Source organism: Francisella adeliensis (assembly GCF_003290445.1).
GTDB classification, from domain to species: domain Bacteria; phylum Pseudomonadota; class Gammaproteobacteria; order Francisellales; family Francisellaceae; genus Francisella; species Francisella adeliensis.
Window position 1 is genome coordinate 679329 of the sequence record NZ_CP021781.1, and the last position, 24211, is coordinate 703539.

Below are 24211 nucleotides of genomic sequence, written 5' to 3' on the forward strand. Positions count from 1 at the left end.
TTTTTGTAAAAAAAAGTGTAAAAACTGATTTCAAATAATATAATCATCTTACATCCTGTAAATTTTAGTCAAAATCATGAAAAACACATTAATGTTTCAAGAGGCTAGTAGTAGCTTTGAAAAAGTTGCTAATCAGCTTAACCTCAATCAAGAGATAATCAAAAATATAATTTCTCAATTAAAACAGAAAAATATTAAGAGAGTTATTACTATAGCTAGAGGTAGTTCAGATTGTGTTGCAAACTTTGCGAAGTACTTGTTTGAAACGCAGTTAGGATTTAGCGTATCTTCTTTACCACCATCAATCAGTACCATTTATGGCAAAAATATTGGTGATGAAAACACTCTTGCAATAGCAATTTCTCAATCTGGTGGATCTCCTGATTTGCGTTTAGCATTAGAGGGTTGTAAAAAAGCAGGATGTACAACATTAGCTATTGTTAATAAAGAAGCCTCTCCTTTGGCAGAAGTAGCCGATCTAGTATTGCCTGTAAGAGCGGATGAAGAAAAAGCTGTTGCGGCAACTAAAAGTGTAATTACATCTTTAATAGCTTTAGTAAATATAATTGCAGAATATAAGCAAGATAAAGAACTCTTAAATAGTCTTCAATCATTACCAAATGTATTAGAAAAAGCTCTAGAGTCAAATTGGCAAACTGCAGTCGAAGTGCTTAAAAAAAGCAAAAGTATGTTTATAATTGGTCGAGGGTTTGGTTTCCCTGTCGTACAGGAAATGGCTCTTAAACTTAAAGAAACTTGTGGAATACATGCAGAGGCTTTCAGTGGAGCAGAAGTACTTCATGGTCCATTTGCTCTTATGAATAAAAATTTTACCACATTTACTATTATGCAAAATGATGTAAGTGCTAAAGGTACTTGTGAGATTGTCTCAAAAATGACTGGGCTAGGAGTAAATACCATATTCGCAAGTACAGAAAATTGTGCTGATGCTAAAGTTCACTTAGCAGTTGATGTAAGAACACACCCAATCTTAGAGCCTATCGTTTTACTTCAAGAGTTTTATTTAATGGTTAATAATTTAGCTGTTGAATTAGGGTTTGACCCAGATAGCCCCGTCAATCTTAAAAAAGTTACAGAAACCGTTTAGTTTGCAAATATAGTTAACTATATAAAAATGTCATGCTGAATTTATTTCAGCATCTGATTTTAAGTATTGATTTTGTTGAAATTCTGCACCTCGACAAGCTCAGCGACCGAGTTCAGAAATTTATTTGTTGTTTTGTACTACTTTTAATAAAGAGTAGGTTATAACTTGAGTAACTAAAAATAAAGGGATTTAATGATGCAATATAATAAGACGCGAGTTTATTTGATTATATTTTTTGCTGCTATGGGTGGCATGCTTTACGGTTATGATATTGGGATAATAAATGGAGCGTTTCTGTTTATAGAAAATGATATTCCCATGTCTGCATTTCAAACATCTTTGCTGGGTGGGTCAGTCCTATTTGGTGGAGCTTTTGCTATACTTGTAGCTGGTTTAATTGCAGATGCTATTGGTAGAAAAAAGACATTAATATTGGCGGGTTTAATATTTATAGTTTCTGTAGGGTTGATTTATGTTTCAGATAATTATGAAATGTTACTTTTTTCTAGATTAGTTCAGGGTGTTTCAGTTGGTTTTATTACTGTTACAGTACCTCTTTACCTAACAGAAACAGTTCCTGATAGTGTTAGAGGTGTTGCGGTGACATGTTTTCAACTTTTTCTAACAGCAGGGATTTTAATATCTAACTATATAGGCTTACTTTTTGAAAGCTCAGGTGATTGGAGATCAATGTTCTTAACATCATTAATACCTGCGATTATATTTTTTGCAGGAAGCTTTTTCTTATTAAAATCACCTAGATGGTTAATAATGGTCGGTAAGGATAAAGAAGCAGAGCAGATGCTAGAGGTCACAGTAGGTAGTGAAAATGCAAAATCTCAGGCTGATAAGATAAAGCAAGTAGTAAAAAGTTCTGATGATGAAGGTAGTCTTCTAGCTAGTTTGAAAAACAGACATTATTTAATGCCGGTATTAATTGTGTTCACAATAGCAATATTAGCTCAAATGACGGGAATAAATAGTATCTTACAGTTCTCATCAACTTTACTAAAAGAGTCTGGTCTAGGGTCTAACTATGCAGCTATATTAGGTGGAGTAACCATCACAGCAATTAACTTTATGGCAACTATACTTGCTGTATTTATTGCAGATAAAATTGAAAGAAAATTCACTGTGGTCTTTGGGACACTTATGGTTGCTTTGACTTTAATAATGACAGGATTTATGGTTTTAATTTTGCCTACAGGCATGGTGAAAGGCTGTGTGTTATTAGCCGGATTTATTAGTTTCATTTTCTTCTTTGCGATAGGTCCAGGTGCTTATGTATGGGTAATAATGTCAGAGCTTTTACCAAATAACATTAGAAGTAAAGCTTTAGGTATAGCACTATTCTTAAATAGTATGGCATCAGCAATATTAGCGTCAGTATTTTTACCGATTACAGCAGCATTTGGAGATAGTAGTGTTTTCTTTATCTGTGGTAGTTGTACTTTACTATATTGCTTTATAGTATTTAAATATGTGCCAAAAACTTCTGGTAGATCATTAGAAGATATTGAAAAAGAGTTTATGAAATAATTTTTCATGCTAACTCTATAATTGTTGCTATATAAACATCTGATTTTTTTTCTAAAATATATTATACTCGGGCAAAATTTAAAATTTAGAGTAGAGTAATAAGAATGTTTAAGCTTATATCAGTGGTAGTTGTATCCGTTATATTAATCACAAATAGTTATGCAGAAAAAGTATTATCTGTAGAGGAAATAAAAATTCCTAATAGTCTAAAACTTTTACCTGAGCCTCCTACAGCTAATAGTATTGGTTTTTTAAATGATAAAGCTATTTCTGAGTCTGCTTTAAAAGGAAGAAAAGATAGTGAAAGATATGAGCAAGCGATAATTGATACTGGTTATTCAGCAAATAGTTTGGCTAAAAATTTCTCTAAGAGTTTTGGATATAATATATCAAAAGAAAATACTCCTATTATCTATAGCTTAATAGATTTAGCTATAAAAGTTTCATCAAAAGCTACAGCAGATGCAAAAAAAGAACATAAGCGTATAAGACCATTTGTTTATTATAATAAGCAAACTTGTAACCCTGCTGAAGAAAAACATTTAGGTAAGTTTGCATCATATCCCTCAGGGCATACTACAGAAGGGTGGGCAATAGCACTTATACTTGCGGAAATAAACCCTAACCATCAAGAACAAATATTAAAGAAAGGTTATGAATTTGGTCAAAGTAGAGTAGTGTGTGGAGCACATTGGCCAAGTGATGTAGAGGCTGGTTATATAGTTGGTAGTACTGTTTTTTCCGCATTAAATGCTAATGATCAATTTACACAGTTAATTATCCAAGCTAAAAAAGAAATTTCTAGTAAATGATTTTAAGCAGGATTATCTACATCTATAAACTTTGTATCTACCCCAAATTTTTCCTTAAGTAATTTAGCTATAGCTTTCACACCTTCTTTTTCTGTGGCGTGATGTCCGGCTGCGATGTAGCTTATACCTAGTTCACGAGCTGTATGAGTTGTGCGTTCTGAGATTTCCCCAGATATAAAAGTATCAGCACCAGCTTCATAAGCCATTTCAATATAGTCTTGAGCTCCACCTGTACAGATTGCTACTTTTTTATTATTATCATTAGCTTTGATGATAGTTGGTTTTCTATCAAGTTTATTTTCAATAAATTTGCCAAAATCATCTAAGCTAGTATTACAATCCCCGATTATAGATATATCAGGTTTTGAACCTGTCTCAAAAAACTCTAAGTTTGTAAGTCCTAATTTTTTCGCTAATAAAATATTATTACCAATAACATAATGGCCATCAAGCGGTAAGTGATAACCAAAAAGGTGAATCCCATTTTTGATAAGTTTTGAGATGCGGTTGTATTTCATACCAACTATTGGATAACTTTCGCCTTTCCAAAAGTAGCCATGATGTACAATGATAGCATCAGCATTTTCTAAGATAGCTTTATCTATTAGCTCTTGGCAAGCTGTCACACCTGTAATTACTTTTTTAATATTACGATCACCTTGGATTTGTAAACCATTTGGTGCGTAATCTTTAAATAAGTCAACTTGAAAATATTCGTTTAGGTATTTTTCTAAATCTTTAAAGTGCATATGGAGTTTATCTATTTTATAACTAGCGATATAAAATAGTATATATTTGAAGTAGGCGTTTGAACATGGTTTATTCTTGTTATAAGAGTGATATAATCTCATTTAACTTTATTAAGAAAATTTATTACAATGTCTCAGAAGTGCTTCATAATCCCAACTAAGAACCCAACAAGTGAGTTCCCTAAATTAATAAGTAAGTTGAGAAAAAAGTCAGAATTTCCTATTTTTGTTGTAGATGATGGTAGCGATGTTGGAGTTGAATTTTTTTCTGAGATTGAAAAAGCATCAAATATAATAGTTTTAAGGCATGCAATAAACCTTGGTAAAGGTGCAGCACTAAAAACAGCATTTAATGAGATTCTTACAAAACACCCTGAAATTGATGGTAGTGTTACGCTTGATAGTGATGGTCAACATAGTATAGATGATGCACTAAGAGTGTTAAAATGTTTATCTGATGGGGATGATTTTGTTTTAGGGTGTCGTAATTTTACAAAAGATATTCCCTTGAAATCTTATGTCGGTAATCAAATCTCAAAAAAAGTATATCAGTTCTTATTAGGTAGGAAGATTAAAGATACACAGACGGGTCTTAGAGGACTGAGTAAAAAATTTATGCTTGATTGTCTAAGTATTAAATCAAATAGATTTGAGTTTGAAACAGAGCAGTTTGTGGTTGCTATAAGAAATAATATAAATATTCATGAGATAGATATAGAAACTATCTATATAGAAAATAATTCAGGCAGTAATTTCAACCCATTGAAAGATTCTTTAAGAATATATTTTATACTTCTTCGTTATGTTTCTATTTCGATAATAACATTTCTCATAGATATAACCGTGTTTGTCTTTTCATTTAATCTTGGAGCAAATATTTTGTTAGCAAATTTTCTGGCAAGAACTGCTTCGATACTATTTCAATATAATGCTTCTAAAAAAATAGTTTTTAAAAGCTCAGGGAATAAATATAGTTTTTTACTATTTGTTTCGTATGTTTATTTTAGTGGGGCGATATCAGTAATTCTCCAGGAATTATTGGTTAAAGATCTTGGAGCTAATTTCTTATTTTCTAAGATATTTGTCGAAACAATATTGTTTTTTATAGGTTTTAGTGTGGTAAGACTTTTATTTCGTAGAAAAGGGGAATATTAGTAACAATGCTTATTAGTAACATATTTTTTATATTAGCTATAGTTGTGCTGCCAGGATTATTGTCATCGAAGTTGTTTCAAAATAAACCACAAAGTTTATCTTTGGTTTATTCGTTTATAATCACTCTATCTTTTGCGTGGATTTTATTTGTAATCTTATTCTCTATAAACTTACAGCTTGGATCAGAGTTATTACACTTTTTAATATATTTACTTGGTGGTTTAGCTTTAATCATCAGTTTTAGGCTAAAGCCAACTATAGGTCAAGTATCAAAAACCTTATTGGTTTTATTATTGTTTTTTGTTGTATTTATATCTAATACTAAAGCTTTTGTAGACTGGGATGCTTTGGTTTCATGGAATAGATGGGCAATAGAGCTTTATTCTAATAAATATTATCCGATGAACACAGGGTATCCAATATTATTTCCTGCAATATGGTCGTTGATATATAAGATGCAAGGGAATTTTGTCATAAATATATTTGCAAAAGCCTTTTTATTTTATCCTTCAATTATAATTTTATTATTTGCAATCAATATTTATAAAGAGATAAGTAAGTCGTTCTCAATAGTTTTTATTATTTTGATAATAAGCTATATGGTTTCTCCAAAATCATTTAGTGGTTATATGGATTATCCTGTTGCATACGTCGGGTTAGTATCCATTATGTGTATATATTGTGCAGAAAATTATAAGAAAATAAATAGTCAATATTTTTTTGCTTATCTTTATGCTGCGATAGTTATTTCTGGTATAGCTATGATTGTCAAACAACCAGGCATATTCTTTTACCTATTTACTATAGGTTACACTATTTTTAATATTAAAAGGTTTTCAAAGAAACAATTTATTATAGCAATATTATTAACGCTAGTATCTTTACTCTATGAGTTATCATTTTTGGTTATTTTTTATAATCATGCAAATGATTTTACAGGGAACCTAGACTACTTGGTTGAGTTAACAAACATAAGTTTAGAAAATATACCTCAAAGGCTATTGAAATTTGTTTCAGGAAATAGTGGGATAATTGCGATCACAAACACGATAGTTATAGTTTTATTGCCAATATCTTTTATTTTTTCAGTTAAAAAGTCATTTAAAAATGCATATAAATTAGAAGCAGTATTCCTGTACTGTTATATTTTAGGTTTAATAATTTGGTTATATGCTTTTTCATATGATATCCGCAATAGTATCTGGGTTCAGATGTTTGGAATATTATCATTGAGTATGTATGTGCAAAGCTTTAGATCTAATCAAAAAATATTGCTTTCTGATAGTAAGCTAAATATAAACTCACTAAAAAATCCATATATTAAGGTCTTTACTGCTATAGTTTTATGTGGGGCAATTTACCCTTTAGTTAATTCAGATGATTTCATTTATTCACTTCAAGAAAAAAGTCAGTCAGTGGTTGGTGGAGGTGCAGCTACAGGTAAGCCACTAGAGAACATCTTATCAAAAAGTGATAGTTGTGTTGTTATTTATACAAATGATCAGCCAGTAAGGTATAATTTTTTTCTTGCAGACTATATGGATAGGATTAGTCAAGGTGGTTGGTTACAGGATCAAATACCACAAATAGTTGAAGGTGCTCGCAATAATGGTTGTAAATATGGAGCATATATTTTGTTGAATTTACCAATAATGTCTCAAGAAAAAACAGATGTTATTGTAAATAAATTTATAAAGAAACATGAGTTAGAGTCTAGAAATGATATATTGCAAGGGTTATATTATATACCCATAAAATAATTACTCTTCTCCAGCAGCTACTTTAGCCTTATCAATTTCAGAATTTAAGCTTGCTGCTTTAGATAAGTTTTGAGTTGCTTTCGCTTCAAGAACATCAGCTTTATCTTCGTCGTATTTGGCTTCTGAACTACTTTCTTTAGACTCTTTATCTAAGTTGCTAGCGTTAGTTTTTGCAGTCTCAGACTCCAGTTGCTCAGACTTGGCATCTTGTGAATAGTTGGTTTGCTCTTGTTCTAGGTTTTGTAAGGCAATTTCTTGTTTACTTTTACCACATGATGCTAACAAAATCATACAAGTCGCTGCTAATAATATAAGTTGGTAAGTTTTTTTCATGGTTATATATCCTTTTTAAATTATACAAGTTGACCTATCGTCATTATTGAGTCTATAAAGTTTTGGCAGGTTGTTCAATAGATTTTTAAGCTTTTTAATCTAATTATAAATGTATGAGCATCTCATAATTTGTTTTAAAAATGATATAATTACGCTATATAATTTATGTCAAAATTTTGAATAAGAACAATTGGTTAGGTTTTAATATGTACAAAACAAATACTGTAAAAGTTGGTAATGTCTTAATTGGTGGTGAAAACCCTGTTGTAGTTCAGTCAATGACTGATACATATACTGCAGATATTGAAAAGACTGTAAAGCAAATCTTAGCACTATATAAAGCAGGTAGTGAGATAGTAAGACTAACTGTAAATGATGAAGCCGCAGCTGCAGCAGTACTAACTATAGTTACAGAACTTGCTAAACATGATTGTCATGTGCCATTAGTAGGGGATTTCCACTACAATGGGCATACGCTTTTGACTAAATATCCAGAGTGTGCAAAAGCTCTTGCTAAGTATCGTATAAATCCAGGTAATGTTGGTTTTGGTAAGAAGAAAGATACTCAATTTGCTGAGATAATTAATATAGCTATAGCTAATGATAAACCTGTAAGAATAGGCGTAAATTGGGGAAGCTTAGACCAAGGATTATTAGCTAAATTGATTGATGAAAATCAGGCTTTAGAAAATCCATTACCATTACAACAAATTATGCATAAAGCTTTGATAACATCAGCGATAGAAAGTGCCAAATATGCAGAAGAACTTGGATTAGCAAAAAATAAAATCATAATCTCATGTAAGGTCAGTGAAGTTCAGGATTTAGTTACAGTTTATCAAAAGCTTGCGAAAGAATGTGATTATGCTCTACATCTTGGGCTTACAGAAGCAGGTATGGGTACTAAGGGTATAGTTGCTAGTGCGGTAAGTCTTGGCATACTTTTACAACAAGGTATTGGTAATACCATACGAGTATCTCTAACACCTGCTCCAAATGCACCGCGTACGGAAGAGGTACGAGTTTGCCGTGAGATACTACAAGGTTTAGGGCTTAGAGCATTTACTCCTAGTGTGACATCTTGTCCTGGCTGTGGTCGTACTACAAGCTCATACTTTAGAGAGCTTACACAACAAGTTAAAGAACATCTTGATGAAAAAATGCACTCTTGGAAAAAAGAGTACAAAGGTGTAGAAAAGATGAAAGTTGCAGTGATGGGCTGTATTGTAAATGGTCCTGGAGAATCAAAAAATGCGGATATAGGTATAAGTTTACCTGGTAGTGGAGAGTCTCCTGTAGCTCCTGTATTTATTGATGGTAAAAAGGCTCATACCCTGAGGGGTGAAAATATCTCGGATGACTTTATAGAAATTGTAGAACGCTATGTAAAAAATAATTACGCAAAATAAATAAGTAGAAAACAATATGTCAGTAGTTTTTGTAAACACATCATTCAACGGTTTAAATCTTGGGTATACGACTACTGATAAGGGTTTTAGTAAAGTAGAGTTTGCAAAGTTTAATCTTTCCGATAATGTTGGTGATGATTCTTTAACTGTTGAAAATAATCGTAACCTTTTTAGCTCTTATGTAAGTGGTGAAATAAAGTGGTTGAATCAAAATCATACAAATATAGCTACAACTTTTGATGAATACGATGGTATTTCATGTGATGCGATAATTACAGATAAGCCTAACCAAGTTTGTGTGGTGCTTACAGCTGATTGTCTACCAATATTGATTTTTGATAAGAAATTAACAAAAGTTGCTGCAGTACACGCTGGTTGGAAAGGGCTAGCTCAAGGTGTAATCGAAGCGACTCTTAAAGAGTTTATTGGTTTAGACATGGTAGCTTGGTTAGGCCCTTGTATAAGTCAACCTCACTATGAAGTTGGCGAAAATGTATTTGAGTATTTCACAGCTCAAAATAAATCATTTTCTCAAGCATTTGTACCTAAAGGTGGTAATAAATATTTGTTTGATATGAAATTTATCGCGAAACACATTCTAAACGAAAATCATTGTGTTGATATTGTAGATTCAATGTTATGCACATATTCTGATAAAAGGTTTTATTCGTATCGTAAAGACAGTAAAACAGGCAGGCAAGCTAGTTTTATTTGGCTTGAATAGAGTTATGATTAGATAGAATGTGAGTCCAAGTAAAAAGGACAATCAATATGCTCAAAGAATTGACAGTTGAGGTTCTTGATGAAGGTATTTGGTTGTTCATATATTTGGATTAGTTTATTTGAGTCAATATTTGCTGTTATAAGATGGTTTTCTATATTTGAGTAATAATAACACTTCACATCACAAATATTATTTTTACAGTTAGTCAGATTTGCTCCAGCAAATGTGATTGGAAACTCCGGATATTGTGATGGTGATTTGACTTTACCATTCCAATCATGTTTGAAGCCATTATAATTTGTTGTTGCTTTTAGAGAACCATTGATTTGCTTGAAATCATGGGGTGATGGGCAAAAATATCTTATGCTCTCAGCATATATGTTTGATGAAAATACTAGCAGCAAACAACAGGCTATTAATTGATTATACATTTAACAACGACATCTATTTTAATTTCTATGTTTAAAAATAGCTTATTTGACAGTATTATTAAAGGATAATATTAGAGTTGCTATTAAGTTGGGCTTACAAATGCCTGTTCTAACTAGTCTTATGTCTAAAAAAAATTTGGAGAAAATATGTCTATTAAATTAAATACTTTAAGAAAACTAATGACTGATAAAGCTTATGATTTCTATTTAGTGCCATCAATTGATGACCATAATAACGAATATGTACCTAAGTGTTGGGCATATAGAGAGTGGATAAGTGAATTTGATGGCTCTGCTGGTGATGTGCTAGTAACTTCGGATCATGCGTATTTGTCCACAGATGGTAGGTATTTTACTCAAGCTCTTGATCAATTAGATAATAATGAGTTTAGCTTATTAAAGCAAAAGGCATATGCATCAGAAATAGAGTCTTGGTTGGATGATAATTTTGCAGGTAAAACGCTAGCTGTTGATCCTAAGAAAATAAATATTACTAGAGCTGAAAATCTTTTAAAGTTAGCTGAAAAGCATAATGCTAAAGTAGTGTTTGATAATGAAAACTTAGTTGCTTTAGCGCAACAAGAACTCAAAGACACTAAAGATATTCCAGTATCAGAAGTTTTCCTACATGAAATACAATATACAGGACAGTCTACAAAATCAAAACTAAGCAATATTCGCAAGGAATTAAAAGAAAACAATCAAACGGCATTAGTAGTTTCAAGCTTAGATGATATTGCATGGAGTTTAAATATTCGTGGTAGAGATACTCAAAACACTCCAGTAAGTATTAGTTATTTAGTTGTAACATTAGATCAGACTTACTTTTATGTGGATGAGCAAAAGCTTACTAATGAAGTTAAAGATTACCTAAGTGAAAATGCTATAACAGTAAAGAATTATAGTCAGTTTTTTATCGATTTGGCAGAGTATGAAGCTAAATATTTGTTGGATAATCGGAGTGCTAATTTTGCGATGAAGCAAGCTATTTCACAAAATAATGATAGTGTTATAACAGTAGATAAATCACCTATTACACTAAGTAAAGCACTTAAAAACTCTATGGAACTAAATGGTTCTCAAGAAGCTCATAGAAAAGATGCTGCTGCATTTATCAAATGGTGGTGGTGGATGGAAAACAATTTTGAAGGCAAAACTGAGCTTGATGCAATGGCAAAACTTAGGGAATGTCGAGCTGAGCAGAAAGGTTATGTTGAAGACAGTTTTTCATATATTGTAGGTCACGGTGCAAATGGAGCTGTGATTCACTATAATGCTAAAGATGATGAAAATCTAAAGACTATTGACGATAAAGCGCCTTTGCTATGTGATTCAGGAGGACAGTACAATGAAGGCACTACAGATATTACACGAGTTTTACATTTTGGTCGTCCAGAGTCGGAGCACCGTAGGTATTATACTTTAGTTTTAAAAGGACACTTAGGGTTGGGTAGAGCTGTTTTTCCACAAGGAACAGTTGGTTCGCAATTAGATATATTGGCTCGTGAACATCTATGGCATTTCTGTAGTGACTATGGTCATGGCACAGGTCATGGGGTGGGTAGTTTCTTGGGAGTGCATGAGGGACCACAATCAATTGGGCCAAAAGCTCAGGTACCATTGATGCCAGGAATGATTTTAAGTAATGAGCCTGGAGCATATTTTCCTGGTGAATTTGGTATTAGAATAGAAAACCTATGTTATGTGAAAGAACGCAAACAAGACTCACCAACAGGACATGGACCTTTCTACTGTTTTGAGGACTTAACTCTTATTCCTTATGAATTTAAACTTATAGAAACTTGGATGCTTACTTATACAGAAAAGAAAACTATAAATAATTATTATAGTCGTATTCGTAAAGAAGTACTGCCATTAGTACAAGAACAAGAAGTTAAAGATTTTTTGTTGTTTAAAACTAGACATATTAAATAAATATTATGAAATTTAAAAATGAGGCTTTTACTAGGTCATTTCTTCAACCTTTAAAAATATAAAATTACTTTATAAGTCTGTATTATTAAAACAGCTCTAGATGCTATATACTTATACAATAGTCTTTAGTTATATTTTGAATTATGAAGTCAACAAAACATACTCTCTTAATTGGTTGGGCAATATGGATTATTGCCGCTGTATTCTATGGTTTGGATTATTTTCAGCATACAGCACCAAGTGTTTTAATAAAACCTATATCTGATGGAATGGGAGTCGGTGTTGAAGATATTGCTTATATTATGAGTATTTATTTTCCCATTTATGCTATATCTCAAGTTCCAGCAGGTATTTTATTAGATAAGTTCGGCTCAAAAGTCATGCTGAGCTTTTCGTGTCTTGTAATGAGTTTAGGGATATTGTTTTTTGTATATGATCCATCATTAAATACAATGCTTATTGGTAGGGTGTTAATAGCTATTGGTTCCGCTGTAGCCTTTATTGGTACGCTTAAAGTCGCTGCGGATGTCTTGCCTGAAAAAGTATTTCCAATAGCGGTGGGACTTACAAATACCATAGGTGTTCTTGGTGGTATATTTGGACAAGTTTATCTTCATCAGCTTGTTAATATATATGGTTGGCAGTCAGCATTAGCAGTTATTGGATACTTTGGAGTATTTTGGAGTATTATCATTCTTGCATTTCTTAAGTACTCAGTTCCACAAGACTCTAAACTTTCAAAAACATATTTGAGTTTTGGAGAAAGCTTGAAATTGTTATTAAACAAGAGATTATGGCTTTTGGCTATTTATGCAGGCTTAATGGTTGGGATTGTTGTTAATGCTTTTTCTGAACTTTACGATGTATTATTTCTTGAGCAAGTTTATGGTATTAGTGCTCATATTGCTGCAAAAATAAGTGTAATGATGTTTGTGGGAATAGCAGTCGGTGGACCTAGTCATGGATTTATAGCAAGCTTATTTGGAGAAAAAAGAGTTTGGATGCTTATATGTAATATAATAACGCTTGGTTTATTTTCAGCTGTGATTTTAGCAAATAACTTCATCTCTCAAGATTTTCTTTATGTGATATTCTTTTTAATAGGTTTTAGTGTTTCTAGTATGCTCTTAGCTTTTTCAGTAGTTGAAGAAATCTTCCCAACCCAAGTCAAAGCTACAGCATTGGCAATTGTGAATATGGTTATTGGTTTATGTGGAGCTATTTTTCAGTACTTTATAAGTTATATAAGTGTCTATATTAATGGAGGACCATTAACAGGAGAAATAAGTGAGAAAGTGTTTGATAAAGCATTTATATTTTTATTACTTCCTCTTCTAGTTAGTACTATAATTATGAGTAAGCTGATTCTAGATAAATATAAAAAAGGTGTATAAAAGGTTTGTAACTACTCTACTATGATAACTTCTTTAGTTGATCTGCAAAAAGTTTCTTTAACTAAGAAAGTACTTATGATTATCCCAAGAGCTGTAAATCCAAGTAAAATGCTTAGACTTATTTCATAATCATGAATACAAGCCTTTTTACCACCAGTTAGTGTATCTAAAACACTACTAACCAGTGGAGCTCCTATCGCTACTGAGAACATAATTAAGAAGTTATTCACACCAAGGCCGGCTGCTCTATAATTAGGCTTACATTGTTCTGCAATGATCGCAAAACCGATGCTTTGCCCACTAGCTCCTAAGCCTAAGCATATAAATGCTGCGTAAAGTATAAATTCATTAATAGGTAAATAAATAATAGTAGCTAATGAAACAAATGCTAATGATACAGCTCCAATCATTACAGGTTTTCTTCTCTTTAAGCTATCTGAAATGAACCCTAAAGTAGGACAACCTATACCGTAACCTAACCAAGCTAGAGTTATAAGATAAGAGCCTAATTTAGCATCATAGCCGTTAAGCTGTAAAAATGATTTAGTGGCATTTTCAGAAAGGTATTCTATAGCAAGATATGTTGTTGCAGAAAATATTGCTATTAACCATACTTGCTTATCTTTAATTAAAGTTTTAATGCCATCTATAAGCCCTGATGAGCTTTCAACGATGACAAATTTATCGGTAGATTCATCATTGTTCTTAACTATGAAAATAGTGATAGCTGCTAAAATAACACCAACAATAGCAAGTATGATAAAGACATAACGCCAGTCAATACCGCCAGATTGAGATAACGAATCTAAAGGCCCAGCCGCCATCATAGGACCTAATACTCCAATAAACTGAGATAATCCTATGAATAGGCCTATGTGCCTATGAGGCAACCAATCATATACAGCGATTAAAAGACATAAGAAACCAAAAGATGCACCAAAACCAATCATCACTCTATAAACAAGAGCTGCTGCAAAACTACTTGATAAACCAAACAATCCAACACCTAAGGCACACACTAGTATTGCTAAGGTGAGGGCTTTTTTTAGGCCAAGTTTATCTGTAATAATACCAACAGGTATTTGCATAACTCCATAAGTAAGCTGATAAGCTGTTGAGCTAAGAACACTAAAAGTAAGTAGGCTTAGATTAAGGTCAGAAATAATTTGATGTTCAAATGTACCAAGAATAGTCCTTAGCAAAAACTCGTACATAAAGAAAATAGCACAAGTTAACCATATTGATATACTTAGTATTGATAGTTTATTATTCATCGTTGAAGTTTTCTTCTGCTATTTTTTCCCAGTCTTCTAGTTTAGCTTCAGCTTTTTCATCATCATGAAATGATGAAACTTTAAAAACTAGATCACCTTCTTTGATAAGAGGATAGTTATTTATACCAACAATTATCCCATCGATTGGAGATCTTAATGCTACAGGTTCATTATTACCAAAAGGGTCTATTAATTTACCAATTTTTTGATTTTCTTTGACTCTAGTTCCTAGTTCTATTTCGGTACGCAAAATGCCTGATTGATCAGAAATAGTCCACTCTGTATCTTCAGATACGACTGGTTTGACTAGCTGTTTATATTCTTCATCATCAAGTACTTCAAGCTTTCTAAATACATTTTTAACACCAGAAACACCAATGTTTATAGCTTCTTCATTAAACTTATTTGCCTCACCAGCTTCATAACAGATGAATGGAATATCTAAATCTTGGTGAATCTTGCGGACACTGGTTCTTGACATGTTTACACTTGTAATTACGGGTGTTTGAAATGCCCTAGCCATCTTCAAAGAAACATCGTCATCGTCATTATAGTAAACTTGAGGAAGAATTTCAGAATCTAAGTTACCAGTTTTGAGTTGGATAGAATAGTCGGCCTTTTTAATAATTTCCTGAGTGATTCTGTTGGCATATCTATGCATATATGAGCCGTTTTCATCACCAGGAAAGGCGTGTTCTAATGGAGTATTATGCTTTACTGTTTGAACAAGGCTAAATATATTTAAAACAGGAATAGCAATAATTGTACCACTTAAGTTTTTAGGATTAACCTCATCGAGTAGATTATTTATGATTTCAATGCTGTTAAATTCATTGCCATTAAGCATACCAAAGACTAATATACATGGACCTTCTTTTGTACCATTTAGTATTTTTATTGGTAAATACATAGGTGCACATGAATACATACTAGGTAAAGGCATCGCAAGAGTAGCAGACTCACCAGCTTGAAAGGTCTTATCAAAGAGTTTAAATTTCATAAATATTTTATTGGCTTAGAAATGTTTTAATGAAGTCATCATTATAGCAAACCTATGGGTTTTAATCAAAATTGCTGTATCTGAATTAGAAATTGCTTTTTAAATGCTATATGGTAGAATCATGAGTTATGATTTTTAGGCTAGATATGGTCTAAAATTTGATTAACTTAGATATAGGCATTTTTAAGTGAGGTGATAAGATATGCCGAGCATTAGAGTTAAAGAACGAGAGCCTTTTGATATAGCGCTTAGAAGATTTAAAAGATCTTGCGAAAGTGCTGGAGTGGTTACAGAAGTACGCAAAAGAGAGTACTATGAAAAGCCAACTAGTGAGCGTAAAAGAAAAAAACAAGCTGCTGTTAAAAGAGCCTATAAAAGCAATATAATAGCAAGAATATAATAATTTAATCGACCTTAAGGGTTTACTTATGGTAAGCTCTTTCTACTACTTTTAGGAATCAATTTTAATAAATGTCACAAATATATCAGCAATTGACTCAAGATATGAAAGAGTCAATGAAAAATAAAGATAAAAATAGACTTACAACTATTCGAATGGCAATGTCTGCAATCAAGCAAAAGCAGATTGATGAAAAAGTTGAGATTACAGATGATATTACTATTGCAATAATCACAAAAATGATCAAGCAGCGCCAAGATTCATATAAACAGTTTATTGAAGCGGATAGGTCTGAGTTAGCTGAAGGTGAAAAAAGTGAGATAGAAATACTTACAAAATATATGCCTAAACAGTTAAGTGACGATGAGGTTATCGAGATAGTTCAAAAAGCTATAGAGTCAGCTGGAGCTACATCTATGAAAGAAATGGGTAAAGTTATGGCAGCAGTAAAAAATGAGCTAGCTGGCAGAACAGATATGAGCAAAGTAAGCGCTATAGTTAAATCAAATTTAGTTTAACCGATAATTCTAATATATGGCAAAGCGGATTCAAAACAACTTCATTAAAGAGCTAGTTTCAAGTGCTGACATTGTTGAAGTTGTTTCTCGTTTTGTGAATTTAAAAAAAGCAGGTAAAAATTATAAAGCTTGTTGTCCTTTTCATAATGAAAAAACACCATCATTCACTGTAAATGCCTCTAAAAACTTCTTTCATTGTTTTGGTTGCCAAGAATCTGGTGATGCACTTACGTTTGTTAAGAAGATAAATAATCTTGAGTTTATAGATGCTGTAAAGACTCTTGCTGAGATAGTTGGAAAACCTATAGAGTATGAAAACTACTCAAAAGAAGACATTCAAAAAGACGAGCTTTATAAAAAATGTATAAGCTTCTTAGAAACAGCACAGAAATGTTATCGTTGGAATTTAGGTAATGCACCTACAAAAGATAAAGCAATTGGATATCTTAAAGAACGAGAAGTGGATGGAGCTTTAGCTAAGACTTTTGGTATTGGATATGCACCAGAAGGATGGACATATGTTACGGATTTTGCAAATAGTATTAAAATACCTCAAGAGATATTACTTGAAAGTGGTCTAGCTATCAAAAATGATAGCGGTAGGGTTTATGATCGTTTTCGCGGCAGGATTATGTTTCCAATTCGTAATATTCAGGGTAGTGTGATTGCTTATGGTGGCAGAGTTATTGAAGATGTTGAAGGAGTTAAATATATCAACTCACCTGAGACACTAGTTTTTCAAAAAAACAATGTGCTGTACGGGCTTTATGAGTATCGCCAATTAAAAAAACAACAACAAGTTAGCGAAAGCCTTGTAGTTGTTGAAGGCTATATGGATGTGGTTGGTTTGGCCGGCTTTGGTTTTTATGGAGCAGTTGCAACGCTAGGAACAGCTTTTTCACAGAATCATGCAAAAATATTGTTTAGAGAAACAAACTCAGTTGTATTGTGCTTTGATGGTGATTCAGCTGGACAAAAGGCTGCGACTAGAACTATCAAAATTGTATTACCAATTTTAGATGCAAATAAAAAGCTTAAAATACTTAGTTTAGCAGATGGTAAAGATCCGGATGATTTTATCAAAAGTCATGGTTTAAGTGTGTTTCAAGAGAAAGTTGAAAATGCTGAACCAGTAGCAGAGTTTTTGGTTAATAGTTTTATTGCTGACAAAGATTTATCAAAAGCTGAATCAAAGGCTGAAGTTGTTGAGAGCCTTAAAGATTTTGTTTCTGAGGTTGAAGCAAATATATATTCTGAAAGCATTATAGCTACTATTTCAGAGAGGATTGGTTTAAAGGTGGAGCAAATACAGAAGCTTTTAAAATCGCGTAAAAAATTCGTAGACGTGAACGATGAAAATCATCCAAATCAGCCAAAAATAGTACAGAAAAAAATAGCTCAAAATCTTTTGTTAGAGGAGAAGTTACTTGCTGAGATTTTTGTAAATACACAGGATGTGATTGAAGCTATAAAAAGCAAAGATGTTGAGGTTTTTGAAGGTTCAAAAAGATTAGCAATATTATCAAAGGCCTTGAAAATATTAAAAGAAGACTCATCTATAGATATGCAACCAGTAATATTGATTCAGCTTTTGTGTGAAGAGTATCCAGATTTTAGAGATTATTTTTTTGAATTGATGAGTTATGGATTAGAGCATAGTTTTAAGAAAAACTGTGAAAGCTCTTATAATCATCAGCTTTTAAGTAATTTAAAAGTTGCTGAAAGCCGTAGTATTAGACAAAGACTTAAATATCTGGGGACATTGCCTTTTAGAACAGAAGTTCAGGAGATGGAGAGGAAATATTTGGTAGCAAAAATGAGTAATTAGTTTAAAATATAAAAGATAAAAACCTATTATATAAAATATAGAAAATCCTATTGGAGTATTATAATGACAAAAGAAGACTTACTCTCGGACTTAAAAGATCTGATAGTTGATGGTAAAGAAAGAGGTTATTTGACTAGAACCGATATCCTTGATGCTCTACCAGGCGATGTCTCAGACGACCCTAAAAAATATGAAGAAATTGAAGCAATATTAGTAGATGCTGGTATCGAAGTATATGATAGAACTCCACAATTAGAAGAAGAAGATGAAAGAAAAGTTAGTGAGGCTAATCTTGATGACCTTAAAGGAAAAACTTCTGACCCTATCCGTATGTATATGCGTGAAATGGGGATTGTTGACCTTTTAGATAAAAAAGGTGAAACAGAGATTGCTATTAGAATTGAAGAGGGTACGACAGAAGTTTTTAGTACAATTTTAGAATACCCTATAGTTATCAAAACATATATTGAAAGATTTCGTGAGATAGAAGAAAAAGCTAAAGACTATATGAGTTCTCAAGATATAGAGGATGAACCAGTAGCTAAATATCTTCGTTTTAATGAAATTATGGCAGGCTTTAGTGATGAACAAGTTTCTGAGGAAAAAGTTGCTGAAGATGATCATGATGAGAAGATTGATACACAAAGGGCTTATAATTTCTTTATTGATCTTGAAACTCAATTTGATAAGTACCGTAAAAAACCTACTAAAAAACTATATACTCAAATAGTTAAAGAGTTTGATTGTCTAAGGCTTTCAACAACTCATTTGCAAAAACTCGTTGACTATATCAAGCAACCTTTTGTGCGAGTAAAAGAGTTTGAAAGAAAGATTATGCGACTAAGTGTTGAACGAGCAAAAACTCCTAGAGCTGAGTTTATAAAAGTTTATACTATTGGTAAGACTGATTGGCTTGCTCCGTTGACTAAAAAATATAAGTTTACTGATAATATCGTTCGAGAAATTGAACTTTTAACTAAGCAAGTTATCCAGTTTCAAGATTTAATGATGATGGATATTGCAGAGCTTAAAAAAGTAAATATAGAAATATCTAAGAGTGAAGCAAAAATTACTCAAGCTAAAAAAGAGATGATTGAAGCAAACTTAAGATTGGTTGTTTCTGAAGCTAAAAAATATACAAACAGAGGTTTACACTTCTTAGATATTATCCAAGAGGGTAATATTGGTCTAATGAAGGCCGTTGATAAATTTGATTATCGTAAAGGTTTTAAGTTTTCAACTTATGCTACTTGGTGGATTCGTCAAGCAATCACAAGATCTATTGCTGACCAAGCTAGAACTATTCGTGTGCCAGTACATATGATAGAGACTATCAATAAAGTTAATCGTATTAAACGCCAAGTTTTACAAGAAAAAGGACGTGAAGCGACGGAAGAAGAGATTATCGAATTTACTCCAAATATGACTAAAGAGAAGCTTAAAAAAATTCTTAACATCTCACATACTCCTATTTCTATGGAAAGTCCTATTGGCGATGATGAAGATTCTACTGTTGGTGATTTTATTGAAGATAAAAACAACTATTCTCCAATAGAAGCTGCAAACCTAGAAAATCTTCGTGAAGCTATAAAAGAGCTTATTGAAACTGGGCTTACAGAAAGAGAAGCAAAAGTTTTAATGATGCGTTTTGGTATAGGTATGAACACAGACCATACTTTAGAAGAGGTTGGTAAGCAGTTTAATGTAACTCGTGAGAGAATTCGTCAAATTGAAGCAAAAGCTCTTAGAAAACTTAAGCATCCATCAAGATCATCATTCTTGAAAACATTTTTATAATTTAAGGTAAGGTTTTTTAGTATGAAAAAAATACTTTCAGCAATTATTGGAGTTTCTGCATTAGCATTAGTGAGCTGCTCAAATAAATCAGAGCCACCAGTAGCCCCAGAAGCATATACACAAACTCAAGCAAATGGGTTTGTAGAGACAATTGTAACACCAGTAGTTATTAATGAAATCCTAAATGATCCGAAAACTCCAACATTTGGACCTAAAGATGCAAAACAAGCAGTCGTTGTCTTTTTTGATTTTGGCTGTGGAACATGTGCTCAAATCTCTAAGCAGGTTGCAAAGCTTACGAAAGAGCATCCTAATGCTAAATTTATTTTTAAAGCATATCCATCACCAAAAAGAGATGCAAAAGTTCCTAACTATGCATCACTAATTGCAAGTGAAGCATATCTTCAAGGTGGATCAGAGTTGTTTATGGCATATGATAAAGCTATCTTTGATCAGCGTATTGCTAATGGTAAACTTACAGAGTCTGATGTTGATGGAGTAGCTAAACAGTTAGGTATAGATTTTGATAAAAAAGAACTATTAGAAAAAGCCAAAACAGAAGAGTTACAAACAAGAAAACTTGGCAAAACAATTGGTTTTAAAGGTCCTCATGATATTATTATTATGCCTACTAAGCTTGCTGGAATGAGTCAAGCAGAATTAAATCAAAATGCTGATAGCATAAAAAAAGATATCTTTGTTATTTCACATAGAGATGCTGAAAAGAAAGGCTTAGATAGTGTTGGCATAGCTAAGTGGGAAGGTCAAGAAATTACAAGGACATTAAATAAGGTTGGAAAATAAATCTTATTAGCTTCTATCACTAAAATATATTCTAAAAAGTTTTTGATACGTTTATTATTCGTTGATAAACGTATTTCTTCTTGTAAGATTCTTTACTCAAACGCTAGATGTAGTAATTTGACAGCCTATCTTAATTATTAATATTTTTTCATATATTTTATTGGTGATTTTGTTTTATGAGTTGCTAAGGTTATTTAAAATCTGCGATAATACAGTAATGCTTATATAAATCTTGCTTCATACAATGTTTCTTACAGAAAAACAAAATAGAGAAATAGAAGACTATGCTATTAGTGAAAATCTTAATCTTATAGATCTAGCTTCAGATGAAATTGTAAAATTTATAAAGAATAAATTTAATAAAAAAACCAAAATTCTTCTGGTTGCGGGCACAGGTAATAATGGCAGTGATGCAATAGCAACAGCTATTAAATTAATTCATAAAAACTATTGTGTTGACCTATATCGTTATAGTAAGCAGACAAATGAAATTAATAACATATATTATCATGAATACTGCCAGCTGAAACAACCTTTACTTAAGCTGCCTAAAGTTAGTAAGTATGATGTTGTGATTGATGGGCTATTTGGTATTGGACTTAATCGAAATCTAGATACAGATATATTAGAGTTAATAAGTGCTATAAACAAGCAGTCAAAATACACTTTAGCAATAGATGTTCCAAGTGGATTAGGTGCTTTTAATGCGAAGATTTATGGTGATGCAATAGTAGCTAATGAAACCATTACATTTTTATCAAATAAACAAGGTTTGCATACAGGTGCGGGTCTAGACCATGCTGGTATGGTTACAGTGTCTAAACTCATCGATAGCTCTATAATCAAGCTTAGTGAATCAGGTTATTGTGTTTATAAAAATACAGTAAAAAATATTGATTTGACTACTATACTTAGAAAAAAGAAAAACACTAATAAAGGTACTTACGGCAATCTTGGCATTATCGGTGGTAATACGGGCATGAATGGAGCATTGCAGTTAGCAGGTGCTTCGGCTCTTTATAGTGGATGTGGTAAAGTTTCAATGATACCTTTAGATCAAAGTTTTAAAGCTGATATGTCTATGCCTGAGCTAATGACTAAATCTTTGAAAAATGTCCCTAAAAATATCAATATTTTTTCAGCTTTAGCCGTTGGTGTTGGTTTTGATACTACTGATGACTCTCAGCAAATTTTAGAATCGATAATTGATAATCTAACTCAACTAGCAATTTTTGATGCAGATGCGCTAAATATAATCGTAACAAATCAGCAAATTAGAGAGAAGTTCATAAATTTAGAAAACAAAATAATAACACCTCATCCAGCGGAAGCTGCAAGGTTGCTTGATTGTACAACCAAAGAAATTCAAGAAGATAGATTTACTGCAATTAGAACTTTAGCTAAAAAATATAATGCTACAGTAGTACTAAAAGGAGCTGGAAGCTTAATTTGTAAAGATAATAAAATATATATAAATACTACTGGTAATCAAGGTATGGCAGTAGCAGGGCAAGGCGATGTTTTATCTGGAATTATTGGAGCATTTTTAGCTCAAGGTTTAAATACTCTATCAGCAAGTAGATTAGCCGTATATGTTCATGGTCTAGCTGGTGATAACGTAGCAAAAAAACTTGGAGGTTTTGTTGGAATATTTCCGAGTAGGGTTGCTGAAGAGGTTTGCGAGGTTTTGAATAAGATAGGAGATGAAAATGCAAATATATCTAACTAATGTTAAATATGAAGAAAATAGTAGACAAATTAGTTTCATATTTAATGATGGGTATAAGTATGTTAAAGAAGTCCCTATAAATTGTCATATTTCATTAATAGAAGATAATATCCCAGAAAAATATAATGTTATAAAAAAGAATTTTGTGATTTTTCTTAAAGATTTACCTAATTTAGAAAATTGTTCTAGTTTGAGAGGTAAGCCTATCTCTACTATTTATTTTGATATTTCACCGATAGATATATTTAAAGAGGATAAACTTCAATGTTCTGGATTTATTGACTGTATATTTACATCTTCAGATCTTTTGAAAGAAATACTGAACAAAAATGATAGTAGTAAACATGTAGGTAACATTCAAATAATTCGTTGTCATTTTCTCAGACTTGATCATATACCTAGTTTAGAATGTGTAGAAAGAGTCTCTTTTGAAGGTTGTTATTTTAATCAGCTAGAAATAACTAAAAATTGCTCTAATTTAGAGTTTAAAAAGTGTGCATTTAAATGGCTAAATATAGATGAAAACATAGAGTTTACAGGTAATATTATATTTAATAATTGTTCTTTTTTAGAAAAATTCGATTGTAGCTTACTTTTTAAAAATGCTAAAAGTGTATCTTTTACAGAGAATATTTTAGATAAAGCTTTTATGTTTAATGATACGCAGGAGACTAAAGCAGAATATGATTTCTCAAATAATACCTTTAATGGAAAAGTAGAAATTAAAAATAATACTTTTATGAGCGATATATTTTTTAGTAATTCTTCATTTAATGGCACAGCTGATTTCTTTGGTACATGCTTTGAGCAAAAAGCAATATTTAGCAGAGTTAACTTTAATGATATTTCTGTATTTGATAAGGTGATTTTTGAGACTAAACCTAGTTTTCAGTATACTACTTTTTATGATTTAGTAGTGCTTAGAGATACTGTGTTTAACAAGGGACTAAATCTTGCATATATAAACTTAAGAGATAAAGGAGGCTTAGGTTTTTATAATGAAAGTATCAAAAATATGGATTATAATTGTATAGATGATCAAGAAACTTTTAGAATACTTAAAAGTGAGGCTCAAAAAAAAGGGGACTCAATTAAAGCTATAGAGTATTATCAGAAAGAATGTGAAAGTCATAGAAAAAGTCTAAATTTTTTTAAGAATTCATCACTTGAGCAATTCTTTAATAAATTCACATTAAGTTATGAGAAGGTAGTGAGTAATTATGGTACATCCATACCCAAAGCTCTTTTTTGGGTTCTAGCTTTTAACTTTGCCTGTTTTATATGTTTTATAGCAAATCCAATATATTTTAATTGGGACTATTATACTTTCAATAATATAAAGTCTTTGATAGATGGTTTTTTTAGCAGTTTAACTCCTAATATATTATCTGGAGGAGAGAGTTTTTATAAGGAAGCTTCAGGATTGTTTAGGTTTATTAATATTTCATTTAATATTTTACTGATATATGAATTACAAAAGAGTTTTAGAAAATATTCTAGAAAGTTATAAGA

At 31.8% G+C, this 24211-nt stretch carries 21 protein-coding genes; 16 read left to right on the plus strand and 5 right to left on the minus strand.

Going from position 1 to position 24211, the window contains the following annotated elements:
* Window positions 1-76: 76 nt before the first annotated feature.
* From CDH04_RS03290 to CDH04_RS03300, 3 genes are all read left to right on the plus strand, one after another.
* Window positions 77-1108 carry an SIS domain-containing protein gene (locus tag CDH04_RS03290; RefSeq protein ID WP_112869668.1) on the plus strand — a complete coding sequence of 344 codons (1032 nt, stop codon included), beginning with the start codon at window positions 77-79 and terminating at the stop codon, window positions 1106-1108.
* Window positions 1109-1300: 192 nt separating this feature from the next.
* Window positions 1301-2647 carry a sugar porter family MFS transporter gene (locus tag CDH04_RS03295; RefSeq protein ID WP_112869669.1) on the plus strand — a complete coding sequence of 449 codons (1347 nt, stop codon included), beginning with the start codon at window positions 1301-1303 and terminating at the stop codon, window positions 2645-2647.
* A gap of 104 nt (window positions 2648-2751) precedes the next feature.
* A complete protein-coding gene (locus CDH04_RS03300; protein WP_112869670.1) occupies window positions 2752-3459 on the plus strand; it encodes an acid phosphatase in 708 nt (235 codons plus the stop codon).
* Between the two features lie 2 nt (window positions 3460-3461).
* Here CDH04_RS03300 and CDH04_RS03305 read toward each other — a convergent pair whose 3' ends face one another.
* Window positions 3462-4208 carry a Nif3-like dinuclear metal center hexameric protein gene (locus tag CDH04_RS03305; protein ID WP_112869671.1) on the minus strand — a complete coding sequence of 249 codons (747 nt, stop codon included), beginning with the start codon at window positions 4206-4208 and terminating at the stop codon, window positions 3462-3464.
* A gap of 129 nt (window positions 4209-4337) precedes the next feature.
* Here CDH04_RS03305 and CDH04_RS03310 point away from each other — a divergent pair, with 129 nt between their 5' ends.
* Both CDH04_RS03310 and CDH04_RS03315 read left to right on the plus strand, forming a co-directional pair.
* Entirely contained in the window at window positions 4338-5363 is a 1026-nt protein-coding gene (locus CDH04_RS03310; RefSeq protein WP_112869672.1) for a bifunctional glycosyltransferase family 2/GtrA family protein, read from the plus strand.
* A gap of 5 nt (window positions 5364-5368) precedes the next feature.
* The gene (locus tag CDH04_RS03315; RefSeq protein WP_112869673.1) at window positions 5369-7123 is read left to right on the plus strand and encodes a hypothetical protein; all 1755 of its coding nucleotides are present in this window, start codon (window positions 5369-5371) and stop codon (window positions 7121-7123) included.
* Here the strand turns inward: CDH04_RS03315 and CDH04_RS03320 are convergent, their stop codons facing one another.
* Window positions 7124-7456 carry a hypothetical protein gene (locus CDH04_RS03320; protein ID WP_234393372.1) on the minus strand — a complete coding sequence of 111 codons (333 nt, stop codon included), beginning with the start codon at window positions 7454-7456 and terminating at the stop codon, window positions 7124-7126.
* 206 nt (window positions 7457-7662) lie between these two features.
* Between CDH04_RS03320 and ispG the strand changes: the two genes are divergently transcribed.
* Together ispG and pgeF are read left to right on the plus strand one after the other, a co-directional pair.
* Window positions 7663-8865: a flavodoxin-dependent (E)-4-hydroxy-3-methylbut-2-enyl-diphosphate synthase gene (ispG, locus tag CDH04_RS03325; protein WP_112869675.1), complete on the plus strand. Its 1203-nt coding sequence runs from the start codon at window positions 7663-7665 to the stop codon at window positions 8863-8865.
* A gap of 16 nt (window positions 8866-8881) precedes the next feature.
* A complete protein-coding gene (pgeF, locus tag CDH04_RS03330) occupies window positions 8882-9589 on the plus strand; it encodes a peptidoglycan editing factor PgeF (RefSeq protein ID WP_112869676.1) in 708 nt (235 codons plus the stop codon).
* An 8-nt stretch (window positions 9590-9597) separates the two neighbouring features.
* Here the strand turns inward: pgeF and CDH04_RS03335 are convergent, their stop codons facing one another.
* Window positions 9598-10020 carry a hypothetical protein gene (locus CDH04_RS03335; protein WP_112869677.1) on the minus strand — a complete coding sequence of 141 codons (423 nt, stop codon included), beginning with the start codon at window positions 10018-10020 and terminating at the stop codon, window positions 9598-9600.
* A gap of 147 nt (window positions 10021-10167) precedes the next feature.
* On the opposite strand from CDH04_RS03335, the gene CDH04_RS03340 reads away from it, so the two are divergent.
* Together CDH04_RS03340 and CDH04_RS03345 are read left to right on the plus strand one after the other, a co-directional pair.
* Window positions 10168-11955: an aminopeptidase P family protein gene (locus tag CDH04_RS03340; RefSeq protein ID WP_112869678.1), complete on the plus strand. Its 1788-nt coding sequence runs from the start codon at window positions 10168-10170 to the stop codon at window positions 11953-11955.
* A gap of 143 nt (window positions 11956-12098) precedes the next feature.
* Entirely contained in the window at window positions 12099-13349 is a 1251-nt protein-coding gene (locus CDH04_RS03345) for an MFS transporter (protein ID WP_112869679.1), read from the plus strand.
* An 11-nt stretch (window positions 13350-13360) separates the two neighbouring features.
* On the opposite strand, the gene CDH04_RS03350 is transcribed toward CDH04_RS03345, so the two are convergent.
* Together CDH04_RS03350 and CDH04_RS03355 are read right to left on the minus strand one after the other, a co-directional pair.
* The gene (locus CDH04_RS03350) at window positions 13361-14623 is read right to left on the minus strand and encodes an MFS transporter (protein WP_112869680.1); all 1263 of its coding nucleotides are present in this window, start codon (window positions 14621-14623) and stop codon (window positions 13361-13363) included.
* A complete protein-coding gene (locus CDH04_RS03355; RefSeq protein ID WP_112869681.1) occupies window positions 14616-15623 on the minus strand; it encodes a succinylglutamate desuccinylase/aspartoacylase family protein in 1008 nt (335 codons plus the stop codon). Before CDH04_RS03355 ends, CDH04_RS03350 begins: the two co-directional genes overlap by 8 nt.
* A gap of 202 nt (window positions 15624-15825) precedes the next feature.
* Between CDH04_RS03355 and rpsU the strand changes: the two genes are divergently transcribed.
* The 7 genes from rpsU to CDH04_RS03390 all read left to right on the plus strand — a co-directional run bounded on the left by rpsU (window position 15826) and on the right by CDH04_RS03390 (window position 24209).
* Window positions 15826-16023: a 30S ribosomal protein S21 gene (rpsU, locus tag CDH04_RS03360; protein ID WP_112869682.1), complete on the plus strand. Its 198-nt coding sequence runs from the start codon at window positions 15826-15828 to the stop codon at window positions 16021-16023.
* Between the two features lie 71 nt (window positions 16024-16094).
* Window positions 16095-16541: a GatB/YqeY domain-containing protein gene (locus CDH04_RS03365; protein ID WP_112869683.1), complete on the plus strand. Its 447-nt coding sequence runs from the start codon at window positions 16095-16097 to the stop codon at window positions 16539-16541.
* A gap of 16 nt (window positions 16542-16557) precedes the next feature.
* Window positions 16558-18369, plus strand: coding sequence for a DNA primase (gene dnaG, locus CDH04_RS03370; protein ID WP_112869684.1), 1812 nt, complete (start codon window positions 16558-16560; stop codon window positions 18367-18369).
* A 63-nt stretch (window positions 18370-18432) separates the two neighbouring features.
* Window positions 18433-20166 (plus strand): RNA polymerase sigma factor RpoD, encoded by a 1734-nt coding sequence (gene rpoD, locus CDH04_RS03375; protein ID WP_112869685.1) that lies wholly within the window; start codon window positions 18433-18435, stop codon window positions 20164-20166.
* A gap of 21 nt (window positions 20167-20187) precedes the next feature.
* Window positions 20188-20970 carry a thioredoxin domain-containing protein gene (locus CDH04_RS03380; RefSeq protein WP_112869686.1) on the plus strand — a complete coding sequence of 261 codons (783 nt, stop codon included), beginning with the start codon at window positions 20188-20190 and terminating at the stop codon, window positions 20968-20970.
* A gap of 244 nt (window positions 20971-21214) precedes the next feature.
* Window positions 21215-22699: an NAD(P)H-hydrate dehydratase gene (locus tag CDH04_RS03385; RefSeq protein ID WP_112869687.1), complete on the plus strand. Its 1485-nt coding sequence runs from the start codon at window positions 21215-21217 to the stop codon at window positions 22697-22699.
* A complete protein-coding gene (locus CDH04_RS03390; RefSeq protein ID WP_112869688.1) occupies window positions 22680-24209 on the plus strand; it encodes a hypothetical protein in 1530 nt (509 codons plus the stop codon). The genes CDH04_RS03385 and CDH04_RS03390 overlap by 20 nt, the downstream gene beginning before the upstream one ends.
* Window positions 24210-24211 lie beyond the last annotated feature (2 nt).

Bases quoted from the DNA above. Each gene is read 5' to 3' on its own strand.
- CDH04_RS03335 (WP_112869677.1), bottom strand. From the start codon at position 10,020: ATGTATAATCAATTAATAGCCTGTTGTTTGCTGCTAGTATTTTCATCA.
- CDH04_RS03390 (WP_112869688.1), top strand. From the start codon at position 22,680: ATGCAAATATATCTAACTAATGTTAAATATGAAGAAAATAGTAGACAA.
- rpsU (WP_112869682.1), top strand. From the start codon at position 15,826: ATGCCGAGCATTAGAGTTAAAGAACGAGAGCCTTTTGATATAGCGCTT.
- CDH04_RS03340 (WP_112869678.1), top strand. From the start codon at position 10,168: ATGTCTATTAAATTAAATACTTTAAGAAAACTAATGACTGATAAAGCT.
- CDH04_RS03365 (WP_112869683.1), top strand. From the start codon at position 16,095: ATGTCACAAATATATCAGCAATTGACTCAAGATATGAAAGAGTCAATG.
- CDH04_RS03320 (WP_234393372.1), bottom strand. From the start codon at position 7,456: ATGAAAAAAACTTACCAACTTATATTATTAGCAGCGACTTGTATGATT.
- CDH04_RS03380 (WP_112869686.1), top strand. From the start codon at position 20,188: ATGAAAAAAATACTTTCAGCAATTATTGGAGTTTCTGCATTAGCATTA.
- CDH04_RS03355 (WP_112869681.1), bottom strand. From the start codon at position 15,623: ATGAAATTTAAACTCTTTGATAAGACCTTTCAAGCTGGTGAGTCTGCT.
- CDH04_RS03345 (WP_112869679.1), top strand. From the start codon at position 12,099: ATGAAGTCAACAAAACATACTCTCTTAATTGGTTGGGCAATATGGATT.
- CDH04_RS03310 (WP_112869672.1), top strand. From the start codon at position 4,338: ATGTCTCAGAAGTGCTTCATAATCCCAACTAAGAACCCAACAAGTGAG.
- CDH04_RS03350 (WP_112869680.1), bottom strand. From the start codon at position 14,623: ATGAATAATAAACTATCAATACTAAGTATATCAATATGGTTAACTTGT.
- CDH04_RS03300 (WP_112869670.1), top strand. From the start codon at position 2,752: ATGTTTAAGCTTATATCAGTGGTAGTTGTATCCGTTATATTAATCACA.
- CDH04_RS03385 (WP_112869687.1), top strand. From the start codon at position 21,215: ATGTTTCTTACAGAAAAACAAAATAGAGAAATAGAAGACTATGCTATT.
- ispG (WP_112869675.1), top strand. From the start codon at position 7,663: ATGTACAAAACAAATACTGTAAAAGTTGGTAATGTCTTAATTGGTGGT.
- pgeF (WP_112869676.1), top strand. From the start codon at position 8,882: ATGTCAGTAGTTTTTGTAAACACATCATTCAACGGTTTAAATCTTGGG.
- CDH04_RS03305 (WP_112869671.1), bottom strand. From the start codon at position 4,208: ATGCACTTTAAAGATTTAGAAAAATACCTAAACGAATATTTTCAAGTT.
- dnaG (WP_112869684.1), top strand. From the start codon at position 16,558: ATGGCAAAGCGGATTCAAAACAACTTCATTAAAGAGCTAGTTTCAAGT.
- CDH04_RS03290 (WP_112869668.1), top strand. From the start codon at position 77: ATGAAAAACACATTAATGTTTCAAGAGGCTAGTAGTAGCTTTGAAAAA.
- CDH04_RS03315 (WP_112869673.1), top strand. From the start codon at position 5,369: ATGCTTATTAGTAACATATTTTTTATATTAGCTATAGTTGTGCTGCCA.
- CDH04_RS03295 (WP_112869669.1), top strand. From the start codon at position 1,301: ATGATGCAATATAATAAGACGCGAGTTTATTTGATTATATTTTTTGCT.
- rpoD (WP_112869685.1), top strand. From the start codon at position 18,433: ATGACAAAAGAAGACTTACTCTCGGACTTAAAAGATCTGATAGTTGAT.